The sequence below is a fragment of the Dietzia sp. IBK-p2-16D genome (genome assembly GCF_057773085.1).
The window spans coordinates 237630-260202 of sequence record NZ_JBYMTL010000005.1; the positions used below are offsets into that span (position 1 = coordinate 237630).

Annotated in this window: 20 protein-coding genes; 11 read left to right on the top strand and 9 right to left on the bottom strand. The window is 69.7% G+C overall.

What is annotated here, in order from left to right; translation table 11 throughout:
- Window positions 1-19: 19 nt before the first annotated feature.
- Complete coding sequence (locus tag AC3DE3_RS12485) at window positions 20-1480, top strand: aldehyde dehydrogenase family protein (protein ID WP_488370193.1); 1461 nt, start codon at window positions 20-22, stop codon at window positions 1478-1480.
- Here AC3DE3_RS12485 and AC3DE3_RS12490 read toward each other — a convergent pair.
- From AC3DE3_RS12490 to AC3DE3_RS12510, 5 genes are all read right to left on the bottom strand, one after another.
- Window positions 1470-3059, bottom strand: coding sequence for a sensor histidine kinase (locus tag AC3DE3_RS12490; protein WP_488370194.1), 1590 nt, complete (start codon window positions 3057-3059; stop codon window positions 1470-1472). The genes AC3DE3_RS12485 and AC3DE3_RS12490 overlap by 11 nt on opposite strands.
- Window positions 3056-4498: a glycosyltransferase family 2 protein gene (locus AC3DE3_RS12495; RefSeq protein WP_488370195.1), complete on the bottom strand. Its 1443-nt coding sequence runs from the start codon at window positions 4496-4498 to the stop codon at window positions 3056-3058. Before AC3DE3_RS12495 ends, AC3DE3_RS12490 begins: the two co-directional genes overlap by 4 nt.
- Window positions 4495-5739, bottom strand: a complete 1245-nt coding sequence (locus AC3DE3_RS12500; protein WP_488370196.1) for a HEAT repeat domain-containing protein — start codon at window positions 5737-5739, stop codon at window positions 4495-4497. The genes AC3DE3_RS12495 and AC3DE3_RS12500 overlap by 4 nt, the downstream gene beginning before the upstream one ends.
- Window positions 5740-5757: 18 nt before the next feature.
- On the bottom strand, window positions 5758-6135 hold the full coding sequence (locus AC3DE3_RS12505) for a response regulator transcription factor (protein WP_260486736.1): 378 nt from the start codon (window positions 6133-6135) through the stop codon (window positions 5758-5760).
- A gap of 68 nt (window positions 6136-6203) precedes the next feature.
- Window positions 6204-7010 carry a crotonase/enoyl-CoA hydratase family protein gene (locus AC3DE3_RS12510; RefSeq protein ID WP_488370197.1) on the bottom strand — a complete coding sequence of 269 codons (807 nt, stop codon included), beginning with the start codon at window positions 7008-7010 and terminating at the stop codon, window positions 6204-6206.
- Window positions 7011-7092: 82 nt separating this feature from the next.
- Between AC3DE3_RS12510 and AC3DE3_RS12515 the strand changes: the two genes are divergently transcribed.
- On the top strand, window positions 7093-8730 hold the full coding sequence (locus tag AC3DE3_RS12515; protein ID WP_488370198.1) for an acyl-CoA synthetase: 1638 nt from the start codon (window positions 7093-7095) through the stop codon (window positions 8728-8730).
- A 2-nt stretch (window positions 8731-8732) separates the two neighbouring features.
- A complete protein-coding gene (locus AC3DE3_RS12520) occupies window positions 8733-9839 on the top strand; it encodes an NAD(P)H-dependent flavin oxidoreductase (protein ID WP_488370243.1) in 1107 nt (368 codons plus the stop codon).
- Window positions 9840-9969: 130 nt separating this feature from the next.
- Here AC3DE3_RS12520 and trhA read toward each other — a convergent pair whose 3' ends face one another.
- Genes trhA through AC3DE3_RS12540 form a run of 4 tightly spaced genes read right to left on the bottom strand, consistent with a single transcriptional unit; the run spans window position 9970 to window position 14730 of the window.
- Window positions 9970-10701, bottom strand: a complete 732-nt coding sequence (trhA, locus tag AC3DE3_RS12525) for a PAQR family membrane homeostasis protein TrhA (RefSeq protein WP_488370199.1) — start codon at window positions 10699-10701, stop codon at window positions 9970-9972.
- Between the two features lie 21 nt (window positions 10702-10722).
- On the bottom strand, window positions 10723-12399 hold the full coding sequence (locus tag AC3DE3_RS12530; protein ID WP_488370200.1) for an AMP-binding protein: 1677 nt from the start codon (window positions 12397-12399) through the stop codon (window positions 10723-10725).
- Entirely contained in the window at window positions 12396-13466 is a 1071-nt protein-coding gene (locus tag AC3DE3_RS12535; RefSeq protein ID WP_488370201.1) for an acyl-CoA dehydrogenase family protein, read from the bottom strand. The genes AC3DE3_RS12530 and AC3DE3_RS12535 overlap by 4 nt, the downstream gene beginning before the upstream one ends.
- 1 nt (window position 13467) lies before the next feature.
- Window positions 13468-14730 (bottom strand): acyl-CoA dehydrogenase family protein, encoded by a 1263-nt coding sequence (locus AC3DE3_RS12540; RefSeq protein ID WP_488370202.1) that lies wholly within the window; start codon window positions 14728-14730, stop codon window positions 13468-13470.
- 107 nt (window positions 14731-14837) lie between these two features.
- Between AC3DE3_RS12540 and AC3DE3_RS12545 the strand changes: the two genes are divergently transcribed.
- The 8 genes from AC3DE3_RS12545 to AC3DE3_RS12580 all read left to right on the top strand — a co-directional run bounded on the left by AC3DE3_RS12545 (window position 14838) and on the right by AC3DE3_RS12580 (window position 22538).
- Window positions 14838-15032: a ferredoxin gene (locus AC3DE3_RS12545; RefSeq protein ID WP_317470335.1), complete on the top strand. Its 195-nt coding sequence runs from the start codon at window positions 14838-14840 to the stop codon at window positions 15030-15032.
- 8 nt (window positions 15033-15040) lie between these two features.
- On the top strand, window positions 15041-15958 hold the full coding sequence (locus AC3DE3_RS12550) for a 3-oxoacyl-ACP reductase (protein WP_488370244.1): 918 nt from the start codon (window positions 15041-15043) through the stop codon (window positions 15956-15958).
- 259 nt (window positions 15959-16217) lie between these two features.
- Entirely contained in the window at window positions 16218-16982 is a 765-nt protein-coding gene (locus AC3DE3_RS12555; RefSeq protein ID WP_488370203.1) for an MlaE family ABC transporter permease, read from the top strand.
- A 1-nt stretch (window position 16983) separates the two neighbouring features.
- Window positions 16984-17835 (top strand): MlaE family ABC transporter permease, encoded by an 852-nt coding sequence (locus AC3DE3_RS12560; RefSeq protein ID WP_488370204.1) that lies wholly within the window; start codon window positions 16984-16986, stop codon window positions 17833-17835.
- A gap of 9 nt (window positions 17836-17844) precedes the next feature.
- Window positions 17845-19083, top strand: coding sequence for an MCE family protein (locus AC3DE3_RS12565; protein WP_488370205.1), 1239 nt, complete (start codon window positions 17845-17847; stop codon window positions 19081-19083).
- Window positions 19080-20135, top strand: a complete 1056-nt coding sequence (locus AC3DE3_RS12570; protein WP_488370206.1) for an MCE family protein — start codon at window positions 19080-19082, stop codon at window positions 20133-20135. The genes AC3DE3_RS12565 and AC3DE3_RS12570 overlap by 4 nt, the downstream gene beginning before the upstream one ends.
- Complete coding sequence (locus AC3DE3_RS12575; protein ID WP_488370207.1) at window positions 20128-21276, top strand: MCE family protein; 1149 nt, start codon at window positions 20128-20130, stop codon at window positions 21274-21276. The genes AC3DE3_RS12570 and AC3DE3_RS12575 overlap by 8 nt, the downstream gene beginning before the upstream one ends.
- Window positions 21273-22538 (top strand): MCE family protein, encoded by a 1266-nt coding sequence (locus AC3DE3_RS12580; protein WP_488370208.1) that lies wholly within the window; start codon window positions 21273-21275, stop codon window positions 22536-22538. Before AC3DE3_RS12575 ends, AC3DE3_RS12580 begins: the two co-directional genes overlap by 4 nt.
- Window positions 22539-22573 lie beyond the last annotated feature (35 nt).

Here is a 22573-nt window from a genome sequence, read left to right on the forward strand (position 1 = left end):
CGCGTTCTACCCTGGACACATGACCAGAACCCCCACCGCGCGCGACCTCACGCTCGCGCAGATCCTCGAGCGGCAGCAGCAGGCGTTCCTCGCCGACCCCCAGCCGGGCGTGAAGATCCGCCGGGACCGGATCCTGCGACTCAAGCAGCTCGTCCTCGACAACGCCGCCGAGCTGACCGAGGCGATCCGCGAGGACTACGGCTCGCGACCGGAGACGTTCTCCACCATCACCGACATCGCCTCGTCCATCCCGGATCTGGACCACCAGCGCGGCAACATCAAGAAGTGGATGAAGCCCACGCGGATCTCCCGCGCCCTGGACGCGGTCGGGTTCACACAGCAGGTCCGCCACGACCCCAAGGGCGTCGTGGGCATCATCGGCCCCTGGAACTTCCCCCTGTACCTGACGATCGTCCCGGCGGGATCCGCGCTCGGCGCCGGCAACCGGGTGATGATCCGGCCGTCGTCGGTCACCGCGAACACCACCGAGGTGCTGTGCCGGCGGGCGCCCGAGTACTTCGCCGTGGACGAGCTGGCCATCGCGGGCCCCGAGCACGGCCGGGGCTCCGACTTCTCCGTGCTCCCGTTCGACCACCTGTTCTTCACCGGATCGCCGGGGGTCGGCAAGTCCGTGGCCAAGGACGCGGCCGAGAACCTCACGCCCGTAACGCTGGAACTGGGCGGCAAGAACCCCGTGTTCGTCGACAGTAGTGCCGACATCGACCGGGCGGCGCGCAGCATCGCCTCGTCCCGCCTCGTCAACGGTGGCCAGGTGTGCATGTGCCCGGACTACGTCTTCGTCCCCGAGGACCGCCTGGACGCGTTCTGCGACACCGTGCTCGACCAGTGGCGGACCACCCTCCCGGCCATCGTCGGCAACCCCGAGTACACGGCGACCATCAACACCTCGAACTACGAGCGGATCGTCGGGCTGATCGACGACGCCGTGGCGAAGGGGGCCGTCAAGCGGGACGCCGCGCCGGCCGGGGAGCGCCTGCCCGACCCGGTCGTCCGCAAGATCGCGCCCACCCTGCTCACCGGCGTGACCCCGGACATGGAGATCGACTCCGACGAGGTGTTCGGCCCCGTCCTGACGGTCTTCGGGTACTCCGGCCTCGACGAGGCGATCCGCTACGTCAACAACCGGCCGAGCCCGCTGGTCCTGTACTGGTACGGGGACAGGAACGACCGCTTCGAGACCGTCGCCGACCGCACCCGCTCCGGCAACATCTATGGCAACGACTTCGGGATCGGCATGGCCTCGTCGGCCATCCCCTTCGGTGGCGTCGGCAACTCGGGGATGGGCGGCTACCACGGACAATACGGGTTCCGGACGTTCACCCACGAGCGGGCGGTGGCGCACCACTCGTTCGACTTCAACGCGTCGGAGCTCATGGTCCCGCCGTTCACCAAGGGCAAGAAGCGGATCGCCTCGGGTTACCTGGGGGCGATGCAGGTACGGACGCGCCTCAAGCTGTAGCCGGGCCGCCGGCCGCGGGATCGGCGTCCCCGGTACCACCGGGGTGGTGCAGCGGCACGGTCAGCCGGAAGGTGGTGCCCTCGCCCTCCGCCGAGTCGAAGTCCAGGTCGCCGTCGTGGCCTTCCGCGATCGCTTGGACGATGCTCAGGCCCAGACCGGTGCCGGGGATCGACCCGCGCTGGGCGGTGCTCGACCGGAAGAAACGCGTGCCCAGGTGTTCGTGCTCGGCCACGGGGATGCCGATGCCGGTGTCGGCCACGGTGACGGTCGCCGCGCCGCCGTCCGCGGTGAGGGACACGGTGACCGTCCCGCCCTCCGGGGTGAACTTGATCGCGTTGCTCACCAGGTTGGTCACCGCCCGCTCGAGTTGAAGAGCGTCGCCGGTGACCTCGGCAGGGTCGATCCGCTCCTCGAGGGCGAGTCCGGCGCGGTCGGCCACGGGCCTGAGTGACTCGAGGACGTGGTCCACCACGGAATCGAGACGAAGCCGGTCGTGGTCGATGTCGAGACCCCTCGCCTCGATCCGGCTGAGGGTCAGCAGATCCTCGATGAGCCCCCTCAGCCGGTCCGCGTTGCGCTGCACCACGGAGACCAGGCGGAGTTGGGCGGGGGTGAGGTCGCCGCCGTCCCCGTCGCAGAGCATCTCGGTGTAGCCGACGATCGAGGCCAGCGGCGTGCGGAGTTCGTGGCTGACGGTGGAGACGAAGTCGTCCTTCTGGCGGTCCAGTTCCTCGAGTCGGCGGACGTGTTCCTCCCGGCCCGCCTCGAAGTCGTCGCGCGTGTCCAGGAGCACGTTGAAGGCCGCGGCGAGAGCGCGGACCTCCGCGGGGCCCTCGTCGGTCCGGGCCCGGGTGCCGCGACCCCCCTCGGTGTCGTTCCGGGCCACCTCGGCGAGCTCCTCGATGGGATCGACGATCGTCCGGGCGGTCCGACGGGTGTCGCGGATGATCGCGGCGGAGGCCGCGAAAATGATCAGGAAGGCCAGTGCCGACCCACTCCACAGCGTCACCGTCCGCCAGTCGCGCATCTCGGCCCGCTTGTCCTTGGCGGCGGAGAGCAGCGTGTCGGCGGCGGTGACCATCGCCGTGAAGTCCATGACGGCGTCGATGTTCTCCTGCTGGCTGAGGGGGGACTCCCCGGCGGCGAGCTCGGGCGTCGTCCCGACGACGGTGTCCGCGTACCGCCACCACGATTCGGACGCGGCGGTGAGCTTGCCGAGGGCGGGGGAGAAGGCGTCGTCGTCCCCGACCAGACGCTGCAGCTCGGCCAGGGCCTCCCGCGAGTCCGTCTCGCGCACCCGCAACCTGTCCTCCGCGCCGGGGAGGCCGTACGCACGGTCCATCCGCAGATCCGACTGGGCCCAGCGCATGGCGATGACCAACCGGCTGGTGGTGTCGACGGCCGGCGTGTAGACCGTGCTGGTGCGTTGGGAGAAGTAGAACTGGACCAGGAGGAGCGCAGGCCCCAGCAGGGCGATCACCACCACGAGGATCAGCATGCTGCGACTCTTGCTGCGCAGGACCCCGGAGACCTTCTGTGCGGGCGGACCGGCGTCCGCGGGGTTCCCGTCCACGGTCACGACGCCCCCTCCGTGGTGAAGCCGCGGCGCGTCATGACGCCCCACTGCTGCTCGCTCCCGCGCAGTGCCTGCCACCAGCCCCGGAGACGCCAGATCACGTGGAGTTGTCGGTATCCGATGTTCTCCAGGACCGATGATGCGATCAGGGAGAGCATGCTCCCGAACCTGTGGTACCGGGAGAAATACACCTCGTCGACCGCGGCGGCAGTGAGCGCCACGACGATCGCATAGCCGTAGGCAACGGCGAGGAACAACCAGAACGTGGTGGGGTTCACCAGGTCCAGGACGAACCCCAGGACCATGAGGATCAGCCCGACCGCCTCGATGAGGGGCGCGAACAGTTCAAAGGCCCAGTAGTAGGGCACGGCGAGCGTGCCGGCCCGTCCGTATCGCGGGTTCCCGAACATGACCCGGTGTTTGACCAGGGTCTCCCAGAGCCCACGGTGCCAGCGCGCGCGCTGCTTCCCGAGGACCGCCAGCGTCTCGGGGACTTCGGTCCAGCACACCGGTTCGGGCACGAATGTCACCTGGTAGTCCTGATCGCGCTCGCGGAGCAGGCGGTGGAGACGCATGACCAGTTCGAAGTCCTCGCCGATGGAGTCGGGGTCGAGTCCACCGACCTCGACGAGCAGATCCCGACGGAAGCACCCGAAGGCGCCGGAGATGAGAATGAGGGCCCGCAGCTTGGACCACCCGGAGCGGCCGAGGAAGAACGACCGCAGGTATTCCAGCGCCTGGATCTGGGCGAGGAGATTACGGGGCATTCTGACGTCGACGATCTGCCCGGACCGGATGGTGCAGCCGTTGGCGACGCGCACGACCCCACCGGTGGCAACGGTGCGTAGCGGGTCGTCGGCGAACGGTTCGGTGACGATGAGCAGCGCATCGGGGTCCAGCAGGGAATCGCCGTCGACACAGATGATGAGGTCCTCGACGGCGGTGTTGATGCCGACGTTGACGGAATCCGAGCGCCCCGAGTTGGGTTTGTCGATGACGGTGAGGCGGGTGTAGCCGTCGCGGGGGACGTAGAGACCGCGCGGGACCTGGCGGGTCGGTATGTCGTGGGGTACCTCTCGGTCCGCGCGGACCAGGTCGAACGCCTCCGTGAGGGCGCGCAGTGTTCCGTCGGAGGACCCGTCGTTGACGACGATCACCTCGTGGCGGTGGTAGCGCAGCCCGAGGAGCGACCGGGTGGCCTCGACGACGCCGGCCTCCTCGTTGTAGGCGGGGACGACCACGGAGACCCCCGGCGCCGTGTGGCTGCCGAGACGTTCGACACGACCGGAATGACGACGACGACGCCGCGTGCTGCGGAAATCCACGGCAGCGGCGATCACGAGCACCAGGTACGAGGAGTTGATGAGCAGGAAGTAGAAGAGGATGGGCCAGGCGATCAGATCCAGCAGCGTCGCGATCGCCACGCGGAGTGTCTCGATCACGGGGTGGGCTCCTCGTCGTGACGGGTGAGTTCGCCGGCCCGCCGAGCACTCGTGGCGAGGTCGTACAGGTCGGGCCTGCGCTCCCGGATGCCGATGGCGGTCACCGCCCCCAGAGAGGCGAGAGCCGCCAGGTCGTCGTCCGAGACGGCCGAGGTGTCGCGGACGGAGATCTCCGGCGGGATGCTGCCGCGTTCCAGGGCGTCGACGAGGACGGCCTCGCCCCTCCGGCCGAGGGAGGCGAGCGCGTCGGCGGCCACCTCGGCCAGCCTCCGGTCGGGATCGGCCAGAACGGTCCGCAGGGGCGGGATCGCGGCCGGGGCGCCCAGTTCGCCGAGGGCGGTGGCGGTGGCCAGTCGCACGGTCGCCGGCTCGTGGGCCCCGAGGGCCCGCCCGAGGTCGTCGATGACGCGGGCGTCCCCGATCATCCCGAGCGTGCGCGCGGCGGCCGCACGTACCCGCTCGTCCCGGTCGGTGCGGAACAGGTGCAGGAGGCGGGGCAGCAGGGAGGCCATTCCGCCGCGGGCCGCGACGGTGGCGGCGACGTACCGCACGCCGGGGTCCGGGTCGTCGAGGCCGCGCCGAACCGCCTCGCGGACGTCGTCGCCCATGGCCAACAGGGCGTCCGCGGCGACGTAGGAGGGCACCCCGGAGATGCCCCCGTCCTCGCGCACCGCGCGCAGCACCGCGTCGGCGTAGGTCGCGTCACCGAGCACCCCGAGGGCGCGCGCGGCGGTCGAACGAACGGCGCGGTCGCGGTCCGTGAGCAGCCCCGCCAGGGGGGCCGCGTGCTCGGGCCGCCGCGTCGCCCCGAGCACCTGTGCCGAGCGGGCCCGGGTGGTGGCCCACAACGAGCGGGCACCACGGAGTGCACCGTCCACGGTGCCGTGCCCGTCGAGGATGTCGACCAGCGCGGTGACGGCACCGCCACGGACCTTGCCGAGCAGGTCGAGTACCGCGCGGTCGACCACCCGCGCCCGGTAACGGCCCAGCCTCCCGGGGGGCTCGTCGTCCGGCTCCTCGTCCGCGGCGAGCGTGAGCAGCCGGGGCCGGATCGGGCGGAGGATCCGCTCGACGCGACGGCCGCGGCTGACCCGGGCCGCGTGGGCCCAGAACATCACCACCACCAGGACTCCGATGGAGGCGACGAGAACCCACAGCGAGGTGGTCAGTACGCCTGAGGCGATCTCCGGCGCGACATCGTCGAGCAGGGAGGGGGACGGGTCGTCATAGGAAGGCAGCACCGGCCGGGACCTGTGGTTCTATCGGCCGAGCAACGCGTCGACGCGGCGCAGCAGTTCCCGGGGGCTGAAGGGCTTGATCACGTAGTCGTCGGCTCCTGCCGCGAACCCCGCGTCGACCTCGGCGTCACGCGCGCGGGCCGTGAGCAACAGGACGCGGCAGCTCTCCGGCCCCTCCCCGTCGCGGAGACGCCGGAGGACATCGAGTCCGGACAGGCCCGGCATCATGATGTCGAGGATGGCCAGTGACGGGGTGAAGCTCGTGATCGCCTCGAGCGCCTCCACCCCGTCCCGGGCCGTGCGGATCTCGTATCCGGCGTTCTCGAGCTTGAAGGCGACGAGCTCACGGATGTCGTCGTCGTCGTCGGCGATCACGACCCGCGGCCCGGTACCTGTCACTGGATCGCCCCACCCTTCATCTCAACGTCTGTCGCGTCGACCCTATCGGCAGATCCTCGCGCGCGCAGTCACTCTCCCCGGAACTCGGGCCTGCGCTTCTCCGCGAAGGCCCGCGGCCCCTCCTTGGCGTCAGCCGACGCGAAGACCCGTCCACCGACCTCGGCGTCGACCGTGAACGCCTCCTCCTCGTGCATCCCCTCGGTGCGACGGATGGTCTCGATCATCCCCTGGACGGCCAGGGGGCCGTTCGCCGCGATGAGGTCGGCGATCTCCAGTGCTTTGTCGAGGGCCGACCCGTCGTCGACCACGTGCCCGATGAGTCCGAACCGTTCGGCCTCCTCCGCGGTGAGGTGGCGGCCCGTCATGAGGACCTCCATCGCGACGGTGTACGGGATCTGGCGCACGAGCCGGACCGCCGAGCCGCCGAGCGGGTACAGGCCCCACCGCGCCTCCGAGACGCCGAACTTGGCCGATCGCCCGGCGACGCGGATGTCGGTGCCCTGCAGGATCTCGGTCCCGCCGGCGATCGCCGGCCCCTCGACCGCGGCGATGAGCGGCTTGCTCAGGCGGCGCCCCTTGAGCAGGGCGGGCAGGCGGGTCAGGTCCCAGCCGCCGCCGGCGAACTTGTCGCCCGGTGCGTCCTTGTTCATGGCCTTGAGGTCGGCGCCCGCGCAGAAGAACCCGCCCGCGCCGGTGAGGATGCAGGCCCGGATGTCGGGGTCAGAGTCCACCACGTCCCAGGCGGCCTCCATGCCCCGCATCATCGGCCCGGACAGGGCGTTCCTGGCCTCGGGGCGATTCATGGTGACGATCAGGACGTGCCCCCGCCGCTCGGTGAGCAGGTGCTGGTCCTCGGGGGTGTCGACGCTGGTCATCTGGGGCCTCCTGGAGGATTTCTTTATGCCGGGTTCGAAGTAACCCACACCACGGGAAGGTAACACGTTCTAGTTTGGGGTCATGGCGTACACCATCGGAGATCTCGTAGAACACAGCGTGGACCGCGTCCCCGACCGGCTCGTGCTCGTCCAGGGTGACCGTGAGCTCAGCTTCCGGGAGTTGGAGGACCGTGCCAACCGGCTCGCCCACCACCTGCAGTCGGTGGGGGTGGGGCCGGACGACAAGGTCGCGGTGTACAGCCGCAACACCATCGAGGCCGTCGAGGCCATGGTCGCGATCTTCAAGATCCGGGCGGTCATGGTCAACGTGAACTTCCGTTACGTGCCGGCCGAGCTCGAGTACCTGCTGGACAACTCCGACGCCGTCGCGGTCATCCACGAGCGTCGCTACTCGGAGACCCTGGCCGAGGCGCTGCCCAAGACCCCGGGGGTCCGGCACTGCCTCGTGGTCGAGGACGGGACCGACGGGCCGGACCCGGTCGTGCCCGAGAGCGTCTCGGTGGCGCACTACGAGGACGCCCTGGCCGCACAGTCCCCCGAGCGGGACTTCGGCGAGCGGTCGAACGACGACATCTACATGCTCTACACCGGCGGCACCACGGGGTCGCCGAAGGGGGTCATGTGGCGTCAGGAGGACGTGTTCATGGTCCTCGGCGGGGGCATCGACTTCCTCACGGGGGAGCGGGTCGCCGACGAGTGGGAGCTGGCGAACAAGGCCGTCGAGGGCGGCGTGCTGGTGCGGGCCGCACTGCCCCCGCTCATCCACGGCGGCGCCCAGTGGGCGATCCTCATGGCCCTGTTCGCCGGGCACACCAGCGTGCTCATCCCGGAGTTCGACGCCGAGACGGTCTGGCAGACGGTCACGGACCGCAAGATCAACCTGCTGTTCATCACCGGGGACGCGATGGCGCGCCCGATGATCGAGGCCTGGGACGCGGAGAAGTACGACCCCTCGTCGCTCTTCTACATCGGGTCCTCGGCCGCCCTCTTCTCGCCGTCGGTCAAGGACCAGTTCATCGAGGCCTTCCCCAACGCGATGATCTCCGACTCGATCGGGTCCTCCGAGACGGGCTTCTCGGGCATCGCCCTGGCGGAGAAGGGCAAGACCCACACCGGCGGTCCGCGCGTGAAGATCGACGGCGAGACCACCGTCCTGGACGACGACGGCAACGAGATCCAACCCGGATCGGATGTCATCGGCAAGGTGGCCCGCACCGGTCACATCCCGCTGGGGTACTACAAGGACGAGGCCAAGACCGCGGCGACGTTCAAGACGTACAACGGCAAGCGCTACTCCATCCCCGGCGACGACGCCCGGGTCGAGTCCGACGGCACCGTCACGATGCTCGGCCGGGGATCGGTGTCCATCAACACCGGCGGCGAGAAGGTGCACCCGGAGGAGGTCGAGGCGGCACTCAAGACCCATCCCGACGTGTTCGACGCCCTGGTGATCGGGGTGCCGGACGAGCGGATGGGCCACAAGGTCGCGGCCGTGCTGCACACCCGTGACGGCAAGTGCCCGCCCATCGAGGAGATCAACGAGCACGCGCGCAAGGAGATCGCCCGCTACAAGTGCCCGCGCGCGTTGTGGGTCGAGACCTCGGTCAAGCGCAATCCCGCGGGCAAGCCCGACTACCGGTGGGCCGCGGACATCGCCGCGTCCCGCCCCGCAGACGACAGCCAGGAGATCAGCAAGTGAGCATTCGCACTTCCCTCGCGGAGGAATTCGGGATCGAGTACCCGGTATTCGCCTTCACCCCGTCCAAGGCGGTCGCGGCCGCGGTGACCCGTGCCGGCGGCATGGGCGTCCTCGGGTGCGTCCGCTACAACGACGCCGCCGAGCTCGACGAGGTGCTCACCTGGATGGACGAGAACACCGACGGCAAGCCCTACGGTGTGGACATCGTCATGCCCAACAAGGTGCCCACCGAGGGCAGTCCCTCCGACATCGCCGCGATGATCCCGGAAGAGCACAAGGCGTTCGTCTCCCGGGTCCTCGACGACCTCGGGGTGCCGCCGCTCGGGGACGACGCGGAGCACAACGCCGGCGTGATCGGGTGGCTCCACTCGGTCGCCCAGTCGCACGTCGAGATGTCGCTCAAGCACCGGCCGGTACTCATCGCAAACGCCTTGGGTTCGCCGCCGAAGCACATCATCGACCTCGCCCACGAGAACGGGATGAAGGTCGCCGCCCTCGCCGGCGCCACCAAGCACGCCCTGGCCCATGTGGACAACGGCGTCGACATCGTGATCGCCCAGGGCGGCGAGGCCGGCGGTCACACCGGCGACGTCGCCACCATGGTGCTGGTGCCGGAGATCGTCAAGGCCCTGGGCGGTCGCGCCCCGGTGCTGGCCGCGGGTGGCATCGGCGACGGCACCCAGGTCGCGTCCGTGATCGGGATGGGCGCGCAGGGCGCCTGGATGGGGTCGCGCTGGCTCACCGCCGCCGAGTACGCCGAGGACGGCGGCTCGCAGGCCATGCAGAAGGCGCTCGTCGCCGCCACCAGCCGCGACACCGTCCGTACCCGGATCTACTCCGGCAAGCCCGCGCGGCTGCTCAAGAGCAAGTGGACGGAGGCGTGGGCGGCCGCCGACGCGCCGGACCCGCTGCCCATGCCGCTGCAGAACATCCTCGTCGCGGAGGCCCACCAGCGGATCTCCGAGGCGCAGGATCCCGAGGTCGTGGCCATGCCCGCAGGCCAGATCATCGGCTCCCTCGAGGGCGTGGTGCCCGTGGCCGAGACGATGGCGCAGATCGTCTCCGAGTACGAGGCCGCCGTCGAGCGGCTGCGCGCGACCCTGGCCTGACCGGCCGGGCCTGTCTCACCGGGCCCGTCTCGCCGTCGCCAGCCAGATCCGCTACTCCGATCCCGGATCCGCTAGCCCAATTCGGGTAGCCGATCCGGGATCGGAGTAGCGGATTTTCTCGGCTGCGCCGTCAGCTGGTCAGGACGAACAGCAGCATCGCGGCCCAGTGACACGCGAACGCGATCACGGTGCACGTGTGGAACACCTCGTGGAAGCCGAAGACGCCGGGGGCCGGATCGGGCCGCTTGAGGCCGTAGACCACCGCGCCGCCCGTGTAGGCGATACCGCCGACCAGGACGAGGATGACGGCGGCGAGGTTGGCGTTGATGAGGTCTCCGGCGAACCACACCGCGGTCCACCCCAGCCCGATGTACAACACCACGTACAACCAGCGCGGCGCGGACAGCCAGAACAGGCGGAACAGGATCCCCAGCAGGGCTCCCGACCACACGAGCGTCAACAGGATCCGGGTGGTCGGGGGTTCCATCGCCGCCACCGTCATGGGGGTGTACGTCCCGGCGATGAGCAGGAAGATGTTGGAGTGGTCCAGCCGGCGCATCAGGGCGGCGGCGCGTGGCCCCCAGTTCACCCGGTGATACAGGGCCGAGATCCCGAACAGCAGTGACGAGGTCGCCAGGAACACCGCGCAGGCCCAGGTCAGGGCGGTCCCGTCGGCGAGCACCGTGAGCACCACGCCGAGCGCGATGGCCACGGGGAGGGTGCCGGCGTGGATCCAGCCCCGCAACAACGGCTTGGGCGGGACGGGGGCGGAGATACCGAAGTCGTCATCGGCGGCGACGGCGTCGTCGTTGATGCCGTCTCCGGCGGGGTGCTGCAGGTCGGGGTTCACGGCGTGGTCCACACGCCAAACCTACCGACGGCCTCACCCGGGGGTGAACGCTCCCGCTCCGTCGGCGCGGACCCAGACCCGGTCGCCGGCCGCCTCCGCGCCCAGCGAGCTGAGGTCGCGGGCCCGGAACTTGAAGCTGGCGGTGCGGGGCAGGGAGGCGGTCACCCGCAGGAGCGACGGCCACTGCTTGGGGCCGAGGTCGGGTTGGGCGGAGAGGAAGTCGCCGAACCCGTCGGCGAGCGCCCGGGGGTCGGTGCCCTCGCGGGGCACCACCGCCGCGGCCACGGCGTCCCCGATCGCGGCCGGTCCGCGCACCGTGTCCGCCGGCACGGCGTAGACGCCGACCTCGGCCACATCGGGATGACGCCGTAGCACGCGTTCGATCGGCGCCGCCGCCAGATTCTCCCCGTCCACGCGCATCCAGCCACCGGACCGGCCCGCGAAGTAGACCCACCCGTCGTCGTCGACGTACGCGAGGTCACCGGAGTGGAACCGCCCGCCGCGCATCCGTTCGGCGTCGGCGGCCGGGTCGCCGTAGTACCCGGAGAACAGGCCCGGTCCGTCGGCGACCATCTCGCCGACGGCCACGTCGGCGTTGAGCAGGACGCCGGCGTCGTCGAAGCGCGCGCGGGGACAGTCTGTCCCGGTCTCCGGGTCGACAATCCGGACCCCGGCGGGCAGCGGTCCGAGGGCGGCGTCGGGGGTTCCGGGCGTGCGGGTGACGGAGATGCCGCCCTCGCTGGAACCGAACCCGTCCACCACGGTGACGCCGAAGCGTCGGGCGAACTCGCGGCGCACGTCGGCGGGGGCCTCGTTGCCGTAGACCACGCGCATGGGGTTGTCGGCGTCGTCGGGCCGCTCGGGGGTGGCCAGGATGTAGGAGAGCGGTGCGCCGACGTAGTTGGCGAAGGTGCATCCGTGGCGTCGGACGTCGTCGAGCCAGTTGGAGGCGGAGAAGCGACGCCGCAGGGCGATCGAGCATCCGGAGTACAGGGCGATCGGCCACGCCACCATCACGGCGTTGGAGTGGAACAGTGGCATCGCGCTGTAGACACAGTCGCCCGGGCCGATGCCGAACCGCTCGGCGAGCATGCGGCCGGGCACGGAGATCTTGTTCTGCGTGATCCGGACTGCCTTGGGGTCGCCACTCGTACCGGAGGTGAACACCAGCGCCACGAGGTCGTCCGGGCCGGCGGGCACGTCCGCCACGTCGGGGAGCGCCGCGGCGGCGTGGCGCTCCAGCAACGCGGCCCACTCGGGTGAGTCGACGCTGACCACGGGCACCCCGGGGTCGAGCCCGTCGAGCAGCGCCGCGTTGTCGGTGTCCGTGAGGATGAGCGCGCAGTCGGCGAGCGCGGCGTCGCGGATCAGGGACTCGCCCCGCCGCGTGGGGTTGAGCCCGGCCACGACGAGCTCCGAGCACGCCGCCGCCCCGAGCAGGTGGAGGTACTCGGCCGTGCCGGCCAGGAGGAGGCCGACGTGCGGGCGGGGCGGTGTTGACGACGGCGATGTCGACGACGACGAGGTCATCAGCTCCCGCAACGCCGCGATCCGCACGGCCACCTCGCTGACGGCCTCCGACCAGGGCGTGAGCCGACCGTCGGACCAGACGCCCCGATCGCCGACGGCGGACAGTGCGTGCACCGCGTCGGCGACCGAGGTGAACGGCCGGGCCGCGACGTCCGCGATGGTCTGCACTGCTCCGCTCATCCCGAGTAGTCCCAGGGGTCGCCCGCCGTGGCCAGCACGTCGCCCAGGTCGAGCAACTGCCGGGTGGCCCCACCGAGGCGGAACTCCGCCGCCTTGGCGGCGAGGAAGTACCGGTGGGCGGGCTCGGATCGGTCCAGCCCGACGCCGCCGTGGACGTGCACGGCGGTGTGGGCCAGACGATGCCCCGCGTCGCATGCCCAGAAGTGGGCGGAGGCGACGGCGGACCGGGCGGTGGCATCGGGCGCCCCGCCACAGGCGTCGAGCTCGTAGGCGGCGCGAAGGGTGGTCAGGCGCACTGCGTCGACGTCGATCGACCCGTCCGCGAGGCGGGCGGCGACCGCCTGGAACGTCCCGATGGGGCGACCGAACTGGTGGCGGGTGGTGGCGTATGCGGCGGTGCGCTCGAGCGCGGCCTCGATCACGCCCCACTGGTAGGCGGCCAGGTGGACGCGGCGGCGCAGGGCGTCGAGCTCGAGCGCCTCGGTGGGGACCTCGGTAACGGGTCCGGGGTCGCCGGTGACGAGCCCGGCGCACGAGAAGTCGACCGGGACGGTGCGTTCCACCGTCACCGCGTCGCGATCGGCCACGCTCACCCCGTCGGCGGAGGGCTGGACGAGCACGTCGGCGATCGGTGCCCAGTCCACCTCCGGCGCGGGGCCGGACCAGCCGTCGCCGACGGCGGCGATCTCGCGTCCCTCCGCCGCGGCGGAGGCACGCTCGGTCCGACCCGCGGCCTCGAGGAGGTACGCGGCGCGGATGGCGGCGGACAAGGGCACCGGGGCGACCACGCGGCCCAGTTCGCGCATGACCAGCGCCTCTCCCACCACGCCGAGTCCGGCGCCGCCGAGGCGCTCGGGCGCCAGGGCGGCGGGCACGCCCGCACGGACGAGCTCCTCCCAGAACCGGGCGTGGAACCGGGCGGTGTCGCGGTCGGTCCCGCCGGACTCGGTGCCGGGGCCGAAGCGGGCGTCGAGCTCGCGCAGGGACTCGTCGGTGACCAGCTGTTCGCCCATGTCGCGGACGAGGGACGTCAGCTCGGTGATGGTGTCGTCGATGGAGAAATCCATGTCAGCGCTCCTTCCGGGCGGTGCTGGCGGACGGAGCGGGGGCGACGCGCGGCGCCGGGGGCAGCCCGAGGCCGGCGGTGGCGATGATGTCCCGCTGGACCTCGTTGGTGCCGCCGCCGAAGGTGAGGATGAGGGCGGAGCGGTGGAGCCGCTCGATGCGCCCGTGCAGGGCGGCGGTGGGGGAGTGGGAGCGCTGGTAGCCGCTCGAACCGAGCACCTCCATCAGGAGCCGGTAGGCCTCGCACGCCGTCTCGGTCCCGTACACCTTGGTCGCCGACGCGGCGATGCGGGTGGGCGCGGCGGTGTCCGCGGAGACGATCTCCCAGTTGCGCAGGGCCAGGTACTCGGCCATGGCGTGCACGCGGGCCAGGTGGGTACGGACCCACTCGTTCTCCATGACGGGGCCGTCGCCGGGCATACCGACGTCCGCCGAGCTGGTGGTGCGTGCCCACTGGACGACCTGCCGCAACGAGGCCTGCAGGGGCCCCGCGGAGGTCAGGGCCACCCGCTCGTGATTGAGCTGGTTGGTCATGAGCGGCCATCCGCCGTGCTCGGGGCCCACGAGGTTGCTCGCGGGCACCACGACGTCCTGGTAATAGGTCGCGCTGGTGTCGGGACCGGCCATCGTGTGGACCGGGGTCCACGAGAAGCCCTCGGCGTCGGTGGGCACCATGATCATGGAGATGCCCTTGTGGCGCTTGGCGTCCGGATCGGTGCGCGCGGCCAGCCAGATCCAGTCGGCGTACGCCACCAGCGACGTCCACATCTTCTGACCGTTGATCCGGTACACCTCGCCGCCCTCGTGCTCACCGGTCCCGGGCTCGCGGACCGCCCGCGTGCGGAGCGAGGCGAGGTCGGTGCCGGAGTCCGGTTCGGAGTACCCGATGCCGAAGTGCAACTCACCGCGGCTGATGCGCGGCAGGAAGTAGTTCTTCTGCTCGTCGGAGCCGAAGGCCATGATCGTCGGTGCGACGGAGTTGATGGTCAGGAACGGCACGGGCACGCCAGCGATCGCGGCTTCATCGGTGAAGATGAGCTGGTCGATCATCGGCCGGTTCTTCCCGCCGAACTCCTCCGGCCATCCCAGCGTCAGCCAGCCGTCGCGGCCCATCTCCGCGACGATCTCGCGGTAGGCGTTGCCGTGCCCGTACTCGCCGGTGGTGGAGGTGAAGGCCTCGCGCCGTTCGGGGGTCATCAGGGCGGAGAAGTACTCGCGCAACTCCCCGCGCAGACGTTCCTGGTCGGTGGTGTAGGTGATGTCCATATGCCCTAAGCTCATCGGTGAGTGGAACACGTTCTAGTGTCGTGTCTCACATAGTATCCAACCATCTCGCGGCCATGGTGGCCGTGGGTGCGACCGAGGAGGACGGCATGAGGATTGAAGTCGATCCCGACCGCTGCGAGGGGCAGGCCGTGTGCGTCGGCCTGGCGCCGAAGGTCTTCGAGCTGAACGACGACGACGAGGTCGTGCGGGTGATCGTCGACGAGGTCCCGGAGGACCTGCAGAAGCGCGCGCTCAAGGCCGTCGAGAAGTGCCCGATGGCCGCACTGAAGGCCACGGAGTGACCGCGGGGATGGGTCGGGAGAAGCTCGACGCGGACCTCTCGCTCGATGGCCGGGTGGCGGTGGTCACCGGGTCCGGCTCGGGTCTCGGCGCGGCCGAGGCGGTCGAGCTCGCCAGGTCCGGTGCGGCCGCGGTGGTCATCAACGACATCCGCGCCGGCGAGGCCGCGGACGCGGTGATCGCGGACATCGAGGCGGCCGGCGCCAAGGCCGCGCTCGTGGTCGGCGACGTCTCCGAGCGGGAGACGGCGGATGCGATGGTCGCCGAGGCGGTCAGGCTCGGTGGTCTGCACGTGGTGGTCAACAACGCCGGGATCACGCGCGACAAGATGCTGTTCAATCTGTCCGACGAGGACTTCGACGCGGTCGTGAAGGTACATCTGCGCGGACACTTCCTGCTCACCCGCAACGCGGCCGCCCACTGGCGCGCGGAGAGCAAAAAGGCCGGGGGGCCGGTCTACGGCCGTCTGGTCAACACCTCCTCCGAGGCGGGGCTCTTCGGCCCTCCCGGGCAGGCGAACTACGGCGCGGCCAAGGCCGCCATCACCGCGTTGACGCTGTCCGCGTCACGGGTGTTGGAACGGATCGGCTGCACCGCCAACGCCATCGCCCCCCGCGGCCGGACGGGGATGACCGAGGCCGTCTTCGAGCCGTGGGATTCCACCAAGGGGCCGGACCCGCTCTCGCCGGACCGGGTCGCCGACCTCGTGTCCTATCTGGCGTCGCCCGCCGCCGCGGAGATCACCGGACAGCTGTTCGTGGTATACGGCGGCATGGTGGCACTCGTGGAGGCGCCCGTCGTGGAGAAGCGATTCGACGCCACCGACGGGGTGTGGGACCGCCGCGAGTTCGCGGAGGCGATCTCCGGCCACTGGTCAGGCCGCCCCGAGGGCAAGTCCTTCTCCGCCACGGAGATCATGAAGCTCTGAGCATCGGGTCCGTCCCCGGAGCGATCGCGTCCGATCGCGCCGGGGACGACTTGCGGGTCCGGGGAGCGTGTTAGATTCCCCCGACACGAGCAGGCAGGGGCACCGTACGGGGGTGCAGGGAAGCCCTTGCCAGATAGAACACGTTCTAGATACTGTGTAAGCGGGATCACACGAAGCGGTCGTTTGTTCAGGCCGGGTAGTTCAGGCCACGGTGGCCGACCGCGCGTGGCCCGGGGGATGGAAGACAGGAGGGGGCACCATGGCGAGAGTCCTCGATGCACCGCTCAAGGGGATCGGCGACTTCTTCGCCATGACCCTCGATACCTTCGTTTCGTTCCCCACGATCGTCCGCCAGGGTCGTGAGTTCGTCGAGCAGTCCTGGTTCATCGCGCGGGTGTCGACGATGGCCACGGTGCTCGTCGCGATCCCGTTCACCGTCCTCGTCAGCTTCACGCTCAACATCCTGCTGCGGGAGATCGGCGCGGCGGACCTGTCAGGGGCCGGCGCCGCGCTCGGCGCGGTCACCCAGGTCGGTCCGATGGTCACGGTCCTCATCGTCGCCGGGGCGGGGGCCACGGCCATCTGCGCGGACCTCGGTGCCCGCACCATCCGCGAGGAGATCGACGCGATGGAGGTGTTGGGGATCGATCCGGTCAAGCGCCTGGTCGTGCCCCGTGTCGCCGCCTCGACGTTCATCGCGCTCCTGCTCAACGGCCTGGTGTGCACCATCGGCATCCTCGGGGGCTTCCTGTTCTCGGTCCTGCTCCAGGGCGTCAACCCCGGTGCGTTCGTCAACGGCATCACGCTGCTGACCGGACTGGGGGAGCTGATCCTCGCGCAGATCAAGGCGGGCGTGTTCGGCATGCTCGCCGGACTCGTGGCCTGCTACAAGGGCCTGTACGTGCGGGGCGGGCCGAAGGAGGTCGGCAGCGCGGTCAACGAGACCGTCGTCTTCGCCTTCATGGCTCTGTTCGTCGTCAACACCGTCATCACCGCCGTGGGCGTCAAGGTCCTGGGGGCGTGACATGGCAGTGATCGAGACGACCCGGTTCCCACGTCTGTCGCGGGTCCGTCACCGTGCCGTGGGCAGATTCGACGACTTCGGCGACCACGCACTGTTCTTCTGGCGCTCTCTCGCGGCCACGCCCCGTGCGCTGACCCAGTACCCCAAGGAGACCCTGAGGCTGATCGCCGAGATCGCCATGGGGACGGGCGCGCTGGCGATGATCGGCGGCACCGTCGTGATCGTCGCCTTCCTCACGCTCGCCACGGGCGGCGTGATCGCGGTCCAGGGCTTCTCGTCGCTGACCGACGTGGGCGTCGAGGCGCTCACCGGGTTCTTCGCCGCCTTCATCAACGTCCGCATCGCCGCGCCGGTGATCGCCGGGATCGGCCTCGCGGCGACGATCGGCGCGGGCGCCACGGCCCAGCTCGGTGCGATGCGGGTGTCCGAGGAGATCGACGCCCTCGAGGTCATGGCGATCGACTCCATCACCTATCTGGTGTCCACCCGGATCGTCGCGGGGATGATCGCGGTGGTGCCGCTGTACTCGCTGGCCGTCATCGCGTCGTTCCTCGCCAGCCGGTTCGCGACCGTCGAGATCTACGGCCAGTCCGGCGGCGTGTACGACCACTACTTCTCGACGTTCCTCATCCCCACGGACATCCTGTGGTCGTTCGTGCAGGCCATCGCGATGGCCGTCACGATCATGCTGATCCACACCTACTACGGCTACAACGCCGCCGGCGGCCCCGCCGGCGTCGGGTCCGCCGTGGGCAACGCGGTGCGCACCTCGCTCATCGCGGTGGTGACCGTAACCCTTCTCGTCTCCCTCGCGATCTACGGCGGAGACGGCAACTTCAACCTGTCGGGATAGGAGTCGGACATGGCGAGGACGGTGAGTCAGAGCGACACGGGGCCCAAGCGCATCGCAGGCGCGAGCCTGGCGGTGTTCCTCGTGGTCGTGATCGCGCTGTCCCTTCTGATGTTCGTCCGGGCCTTCGACGACCGCGTGCCGCTGACCGTGCGCAGTGATCGTGCGGGTCTGGTGATGGAGGCCGACGCCAAGGTCCGCTCGCGGGGCGTCGAGATCGGCAACGTCACCAACATCACGCAGGAGTTCGACGGGGCCACCCTCGACATCGAGGTCGACCCGGCCGCGCTCGAGGCCATCCCCTCGAACGCCCTGGTGTCGATCGGCTCCAACACGGTCTTCGGTGCCAAGTCCGTCGACTTCGAACCCCCGGCCCAGCCGGCTCCGACGCCACTGGAGGCGGGCACCGTCGTCGAGACCTCCCGGGTCACCTCCGAGGTCAACACCCTCTTCCAGGATCTCACCGACCTGCTCCAGGCGATCGAGCCGGAGAAGCTCAACGCCACCCTCGGCGCGGTGTCCGGTGCCGTGGACGGCCGCGGTGAGCAGGTCGGTCGGACCATCACCGATCTGCGCTCGTACCTCGAGGAGATCAACCCGCAGATCGAGACCCTCCAGCGCGACCTCGCCAAGGGATCCCGCGTGGCCAACCTCTACGCCGACGTCACGCCCGACATCATGCGGCTGCTCGACTCCGGAACCGATGTCGGCGCGAACGTGGTCAACAACCAGGCTCGTTTCGAGCAGTTGTTGGTCACCGCGATCGGCACCGGTGAGACCGGCAAGCGTCTCCTGTCGGAGAACGGTGACGAGCTCGTCAAGACGATGTCCGACCTGCGGGCGTCGACGAGCCTGCTCTACGAGTACTCGCCGATCGTCACCTGCCTCATCGTCGGCCTCAACCAAGGCGTCGAGGGCGCCTCGTCCGCGTTCGGCGGAAAGGATCAGCCGGGCCTGGTGTTCAAGGCAGGTTTCCAGCAGGGCGCCCGAGCGTACGAGTACCCCAAGGATCTGCCCAAGGTGAACGCCAGTACCGGTCCCAACTGCTACGGGCTGCCGTTCCCCGATCCGGACGTCCACGCTCCCTTCGTCGTCACCGATACCGGATCCAATCCCGTGGAGGGCATGCCCGACGTGTTCACTTCTCGACCGGCGCCGCTCTTCGGCCCCCTGCGGCCCACCGAGCCCGGTCAGCCGGCACCCCCGACCCTGCTCCAGGTCATGCTCGGCATGACGGGGGAGACCCCGTGAGCGCGGCGCGCGCGTCCGCGCGCGGAGGCGTGGTCACCGTCGTCAAGCTGGCGGTCTTCACCACGGTGATGGCCCTCGTGCTGGCCGCGCTGGTCGTGGTGTTCAGCGAGTACCGCTCCGGTGACTACGAGCGCTACAACGCCGCGTTCACCGACGTCTCCGGGCTCGAGTCGGGCGACAAGGTCCGCATCGCCGGGGTCGAGGTGGGCAAGGTCGACAAGATCGAGTTGGCCGAGGGGAATACCGCCGACGTGCGGTTCTCCGTCGCAGGCGAGCAAGTCGTGCACGTCAGCACGGAGGCCGTGGTGAGGTACGAGAACCTCACCGGCGACCGGTACCTCGAGTTGCGACGCGGGGAGGGGGACCAGTCCCCACTCGAACCGGGTGGCGCCCTGCCGATCTCCCAGACCTCCCCGGCGCTCGACCTGGACGCCCTGCTCGGCGGCTTCCGTCCCCTGTTCCGGGCGCTCGACCCGGGGCAGGTCAACCAGTTGTCGGAGTCCATCGTCAAGGTGTTCCAGGGCGAGGCCGGCACCGTTCAGGACCTGCTCGCCTCGACGTCCTCACTGACGCAGACCATCGCCGATCGCGACCAGTTGATCGGCGACGTCATCACCAACCTCAACGCGGTCCTCACCACGGTGGCCGACAACCAGGAGAACGTGGACTCGATCGTCAACGACCTCCAGCAACTCGTCTCCGGTCTCTCCGCCAACTCCGAGCCCATCGCCGAGTCCGTGAACCGCCTCAACGATGCGAGCGCCAACATGACCACCTTGCTGGCCGACGTCCGACCCTCCCTGCGTGAGGACGTTGCGCAGATCGACCGGGTGGGCCAGTTGATCAACGAGGACGAACCGTTCGTGGAGAACGTCATCAACCGGCTGCCGAGCGACTTCGAGAAGATGGGCCGCCTGGGCGTGTACGGGAGTTTCTTCCAGTTCTACCTCTGCGGCGTGATCGTCCAGATCACCAACCCGGCGACGGGCAAGGGGCTCTACCTACCGCAGTACGAGCAGACGACGGGACGGTGTGCGTTCCCCGATGAGTGACGACAACGGCGTGACGCCCCCCAAGTCTCCACGCGGCCAGCTCCGGTTCCGCGACCGCGACCCCGTCAAGACCGGCATCTGGGGTGCCGTGGGCGTGATCGTGCTGATGGGGGTCTCACTGAACTATGACCGCATCCCCTACGTGAACGGCAAGCACGGCGCCACCGTCTATGTCGCCGACGCCGCCGGCCTCACCACCGGCGACGAGGTCCAGGTGGCGGGGATGTCCGTCGGGTCGGTCCGCAAGATCGAGCTCGACGGCGACCGGGTGAGAGTCCGGTTCGACATCGACACCGACGTCGACCTGGGCGCGGACACGTCCGCGCAGATCAAGACCGACTCGATCCTCGGACGTCGCGCACTCGGGGTCTTCTCCGACGGCCGCGGTGAGCTCGCGGACTCCACCATCCCGATCGAGCGGACCTCCGTGCCCTATTCGCTGACCTCCGCGCTCGGCGACCTCAGCGACACGGTGGAGGCCATGGACACCGACCAGGTGGACCAGGCGTTGACCGTGTTGGCCGAGACCATGGAGGGCTCCTCGCCGGAGATCCGCGGAGCGATCGACGGGATCACGAGACTGTCCCGCTCGCTCAACGAGCGAGACGAGGCCGTGCGGGAGCTCCTCGACAAGGCCGCCGGGACCACCGACGTCCTGGGGCGGCGTAGCGACCAGATCAACCAGCTGATGGTGGACGGCAATGTGCTGTTCACCCAGCTCGACCTGCGTCGTCGCGCACTGAGCGAGCTCATCGTGAACATCGACGAGCTCTCCCGCCAGCTCTCGGGTGTGGTGCAGGACAACGAGGCGCAGCTCGGCCCCGCGCTCGACAAGCTGGAGAGGGTCTCCGATCTGTTGATCCGGAACAAGGACGACATCGACCTCGGCCTGCGGCGCATCATCCCGTTCTCCACCGCGCTCAGTGAGGCGGTGGCGTCGGGGCCGTGGTTCAACGCGTATGTGTCCAACTTGACGATCGGTCAGTACCAGCAGACGATCCTCCGCGATCTCATGCCACTCATCGATGATCGCGTCCGACCCGAGCCCGGCCTGGTCACCGAACCGACCCTGCCCGGATACCCGGGCCTGACGATGATGGACGAGTTCCCCGGATGGGGCGAGAAGAGGTTGCCCCGATGAGCCGATTCCTGCCCTCGACCGCCGCGAAGGTGGTCGCGCTGCTCGCCGTCGTGGCTCTAGTGATCGGCGCGGTGTGGTTCTTCACGACGCGCACCAAGACCATCACCGCGTTCTTCGAGACCACCAGGGGCGTCTACGAGGACGACACGGTGCGCGTGCTCGGCGTGCGGGTCGGCCGGATCTCGGAGATCACCACCGAGAACGGACTGTCCAAGGTGACGATGAAGATCGACCGTGACGTACCCGTCCCGGAGGATGCCAACGCCCTGCTGGTCGCGCAGTCGCTCGTCGCCGAGAGGTTCGTCCAGATCTCGCCCGCCTTCACCGGAGGGGCGGAGATGGCCGACGGTGGGTCGATCCCGGTGGAACGCACCGCGGTACCCGTCGAGTGGGACGGGGTGAAGGAGCAGCTGATGAAGCTGTCGACCGCACTGAGCCCGGCATCGGGTGAGAAGACGGGGCCGCTGGGGGAGTTCGTCGAGTCCGCGGACGCGATGTTCGACGGCAACGGCGCCGAGATCCGGGACGCGCTCAACGAGGTGTCCCAGACCATGTCGATCCTGTCCGACGGCCGGGAGAACCTCTTCACCACCCTGAAGAATCTCCAGTTGTTCGTCACCGCCCTCTCCCAGAGCGAGGAGCAGATCGTCTCCTTCGGTGGCAGGCTCGCGAGCGTCTCCCAGGTGCTGGGCGATCAGACCGGCGACATCGATGCCGCACTCCGCGACCTGGATCTGGCCGTGATGGACATCAACCGGTTCCTCGACAATCACGGAACCCGCGTCACCACCGCCGTGGACAAGCTCGGCCGGGCCACCGAGGTGGTCCGGGATCGCCGAGCGGAGTTGGAGGGAGTGCTCCACGTGGGACCGACGGCCATGGCCAACTTCTACAACATCTACCGCCCCTACCAGGGTGTGCTCAACGGCGTGCTGTCCATGAACCAGATGGCCAACCCGACCAACTTCTTCTGCGGCGCCATCGCCGGCCTCGCCAACAACCGGGCGGAGTCGGACGCCGAGCTGTGCGCCCAGTACATGGGGCCGCTGTTCAACTCCCTGACCTCCAACTACCCGTACGGCGCGGTCACCCCGCCGATCACCCCGACCGCGGAACCGCACCAGATCTGGAACTCGCAGAAGCCGGGCACACAGACCCCGCCCGGTGTCCAGCCCGTCTCGGACCGGCCGGACCCGCTGGTCAACGTGGTCAACCGGGGCGACAACCTCACCGACACCCTCCTCGTGACGGGGGGTGCGTGATGCCCGGGATGAACCCACGACCCACTGACCCACGA

Coding starts and splice junctions, on each gene's coding strand:
- AC3DE3_RS12550 (WP_488370244.1), top strand. CDS start 15,041: ATGGGTCGGGAGAAGCTCGACGCGGACCTCTCGCTCGATGGCCGGGTG.
- AC3DE3_RS12535 (WP_488370201.1), bottom strand. CDS start 13,466: ATGGATTTCTCCATCGACGACACCATCACCGAGCTGACGTCCCTCGTC.
- AC3DE3_RS12530 (WP_488370200.1), bottom strand. CDS start 12,399: ATGAGCGGAGCAGTGCAGACCATCGCGGACGTCGCGGCCCGGCCGTTC.
- AC3DE3_RS12510 (WP_488370197.1), bottom strand. CDS start 7,010: ATGACCAGCGTCGACACCCCCGAGGACCAGCACCTGCTCACCGAGCGG.
- AC3DE3_RS12580 (WP_488370208.1), top strand. CDS start 21,273: ATGAGCCGATTCCTGCCCTCGACCGCCGCGAAGGTGGTCGCGCTGCTC.
- AC3DE3_RS12575 (WP_488370207.1), top strand. CDS start 20,128: ATGAGTGACGACAACGGCGTGACGCCCCCCAAGTCTCCACGCGGCCAG.
- AC3DE3_RS12515 (WP_488370198.1), top strand. CDS start 7,093: ATGGCGTACACCATCGGAGATCTCGTAGAACACAGCGTGGACCGCGTC.
- AC3DE3_RS12485 (WP_488370193.1), top strand. CDS start 20: ATGACCAGAACCCCCACCGCGCGCGACCTCACGCTCGCGCAGATCCTC.
- AC3DE3_RS12545 (WP_317470335.1), top strand. CDS start 14,838: ATGAGGATTGAAGTCGATCCCGACCGCTGCGAGGGGCAGGCCGTGTGC.
- AC3DE3_RS12565 (WP_488370205.1), top strand. CDS start 17,845: ATGGCGAGGACGGTGAGTCAGAGCGACACGGGGCCCAAGCGCATCGCA.
- AC3DE3_RS12555 (WP_488370203.1), top strand. CDS start 16,218: ATGGCGAGAGTCCTCGATGCACCGCTCAAGGGGATCGGCGACTTCTTC.
- AC3DE3_RS12560 (WP_488370204.1), top strand. CDS start 16,984: ATGGCAGTGATCGAGACGACCCGGTTCCCACGTCTGTCGCGGGTCCGT.
- AC3DE3_RS12540 (WP_488370202.1), bottom strand. CDS start 14,730: ATGGACATCACCTACACCACCGACCAGGAACGTCTGCGCGGGGAGTTG.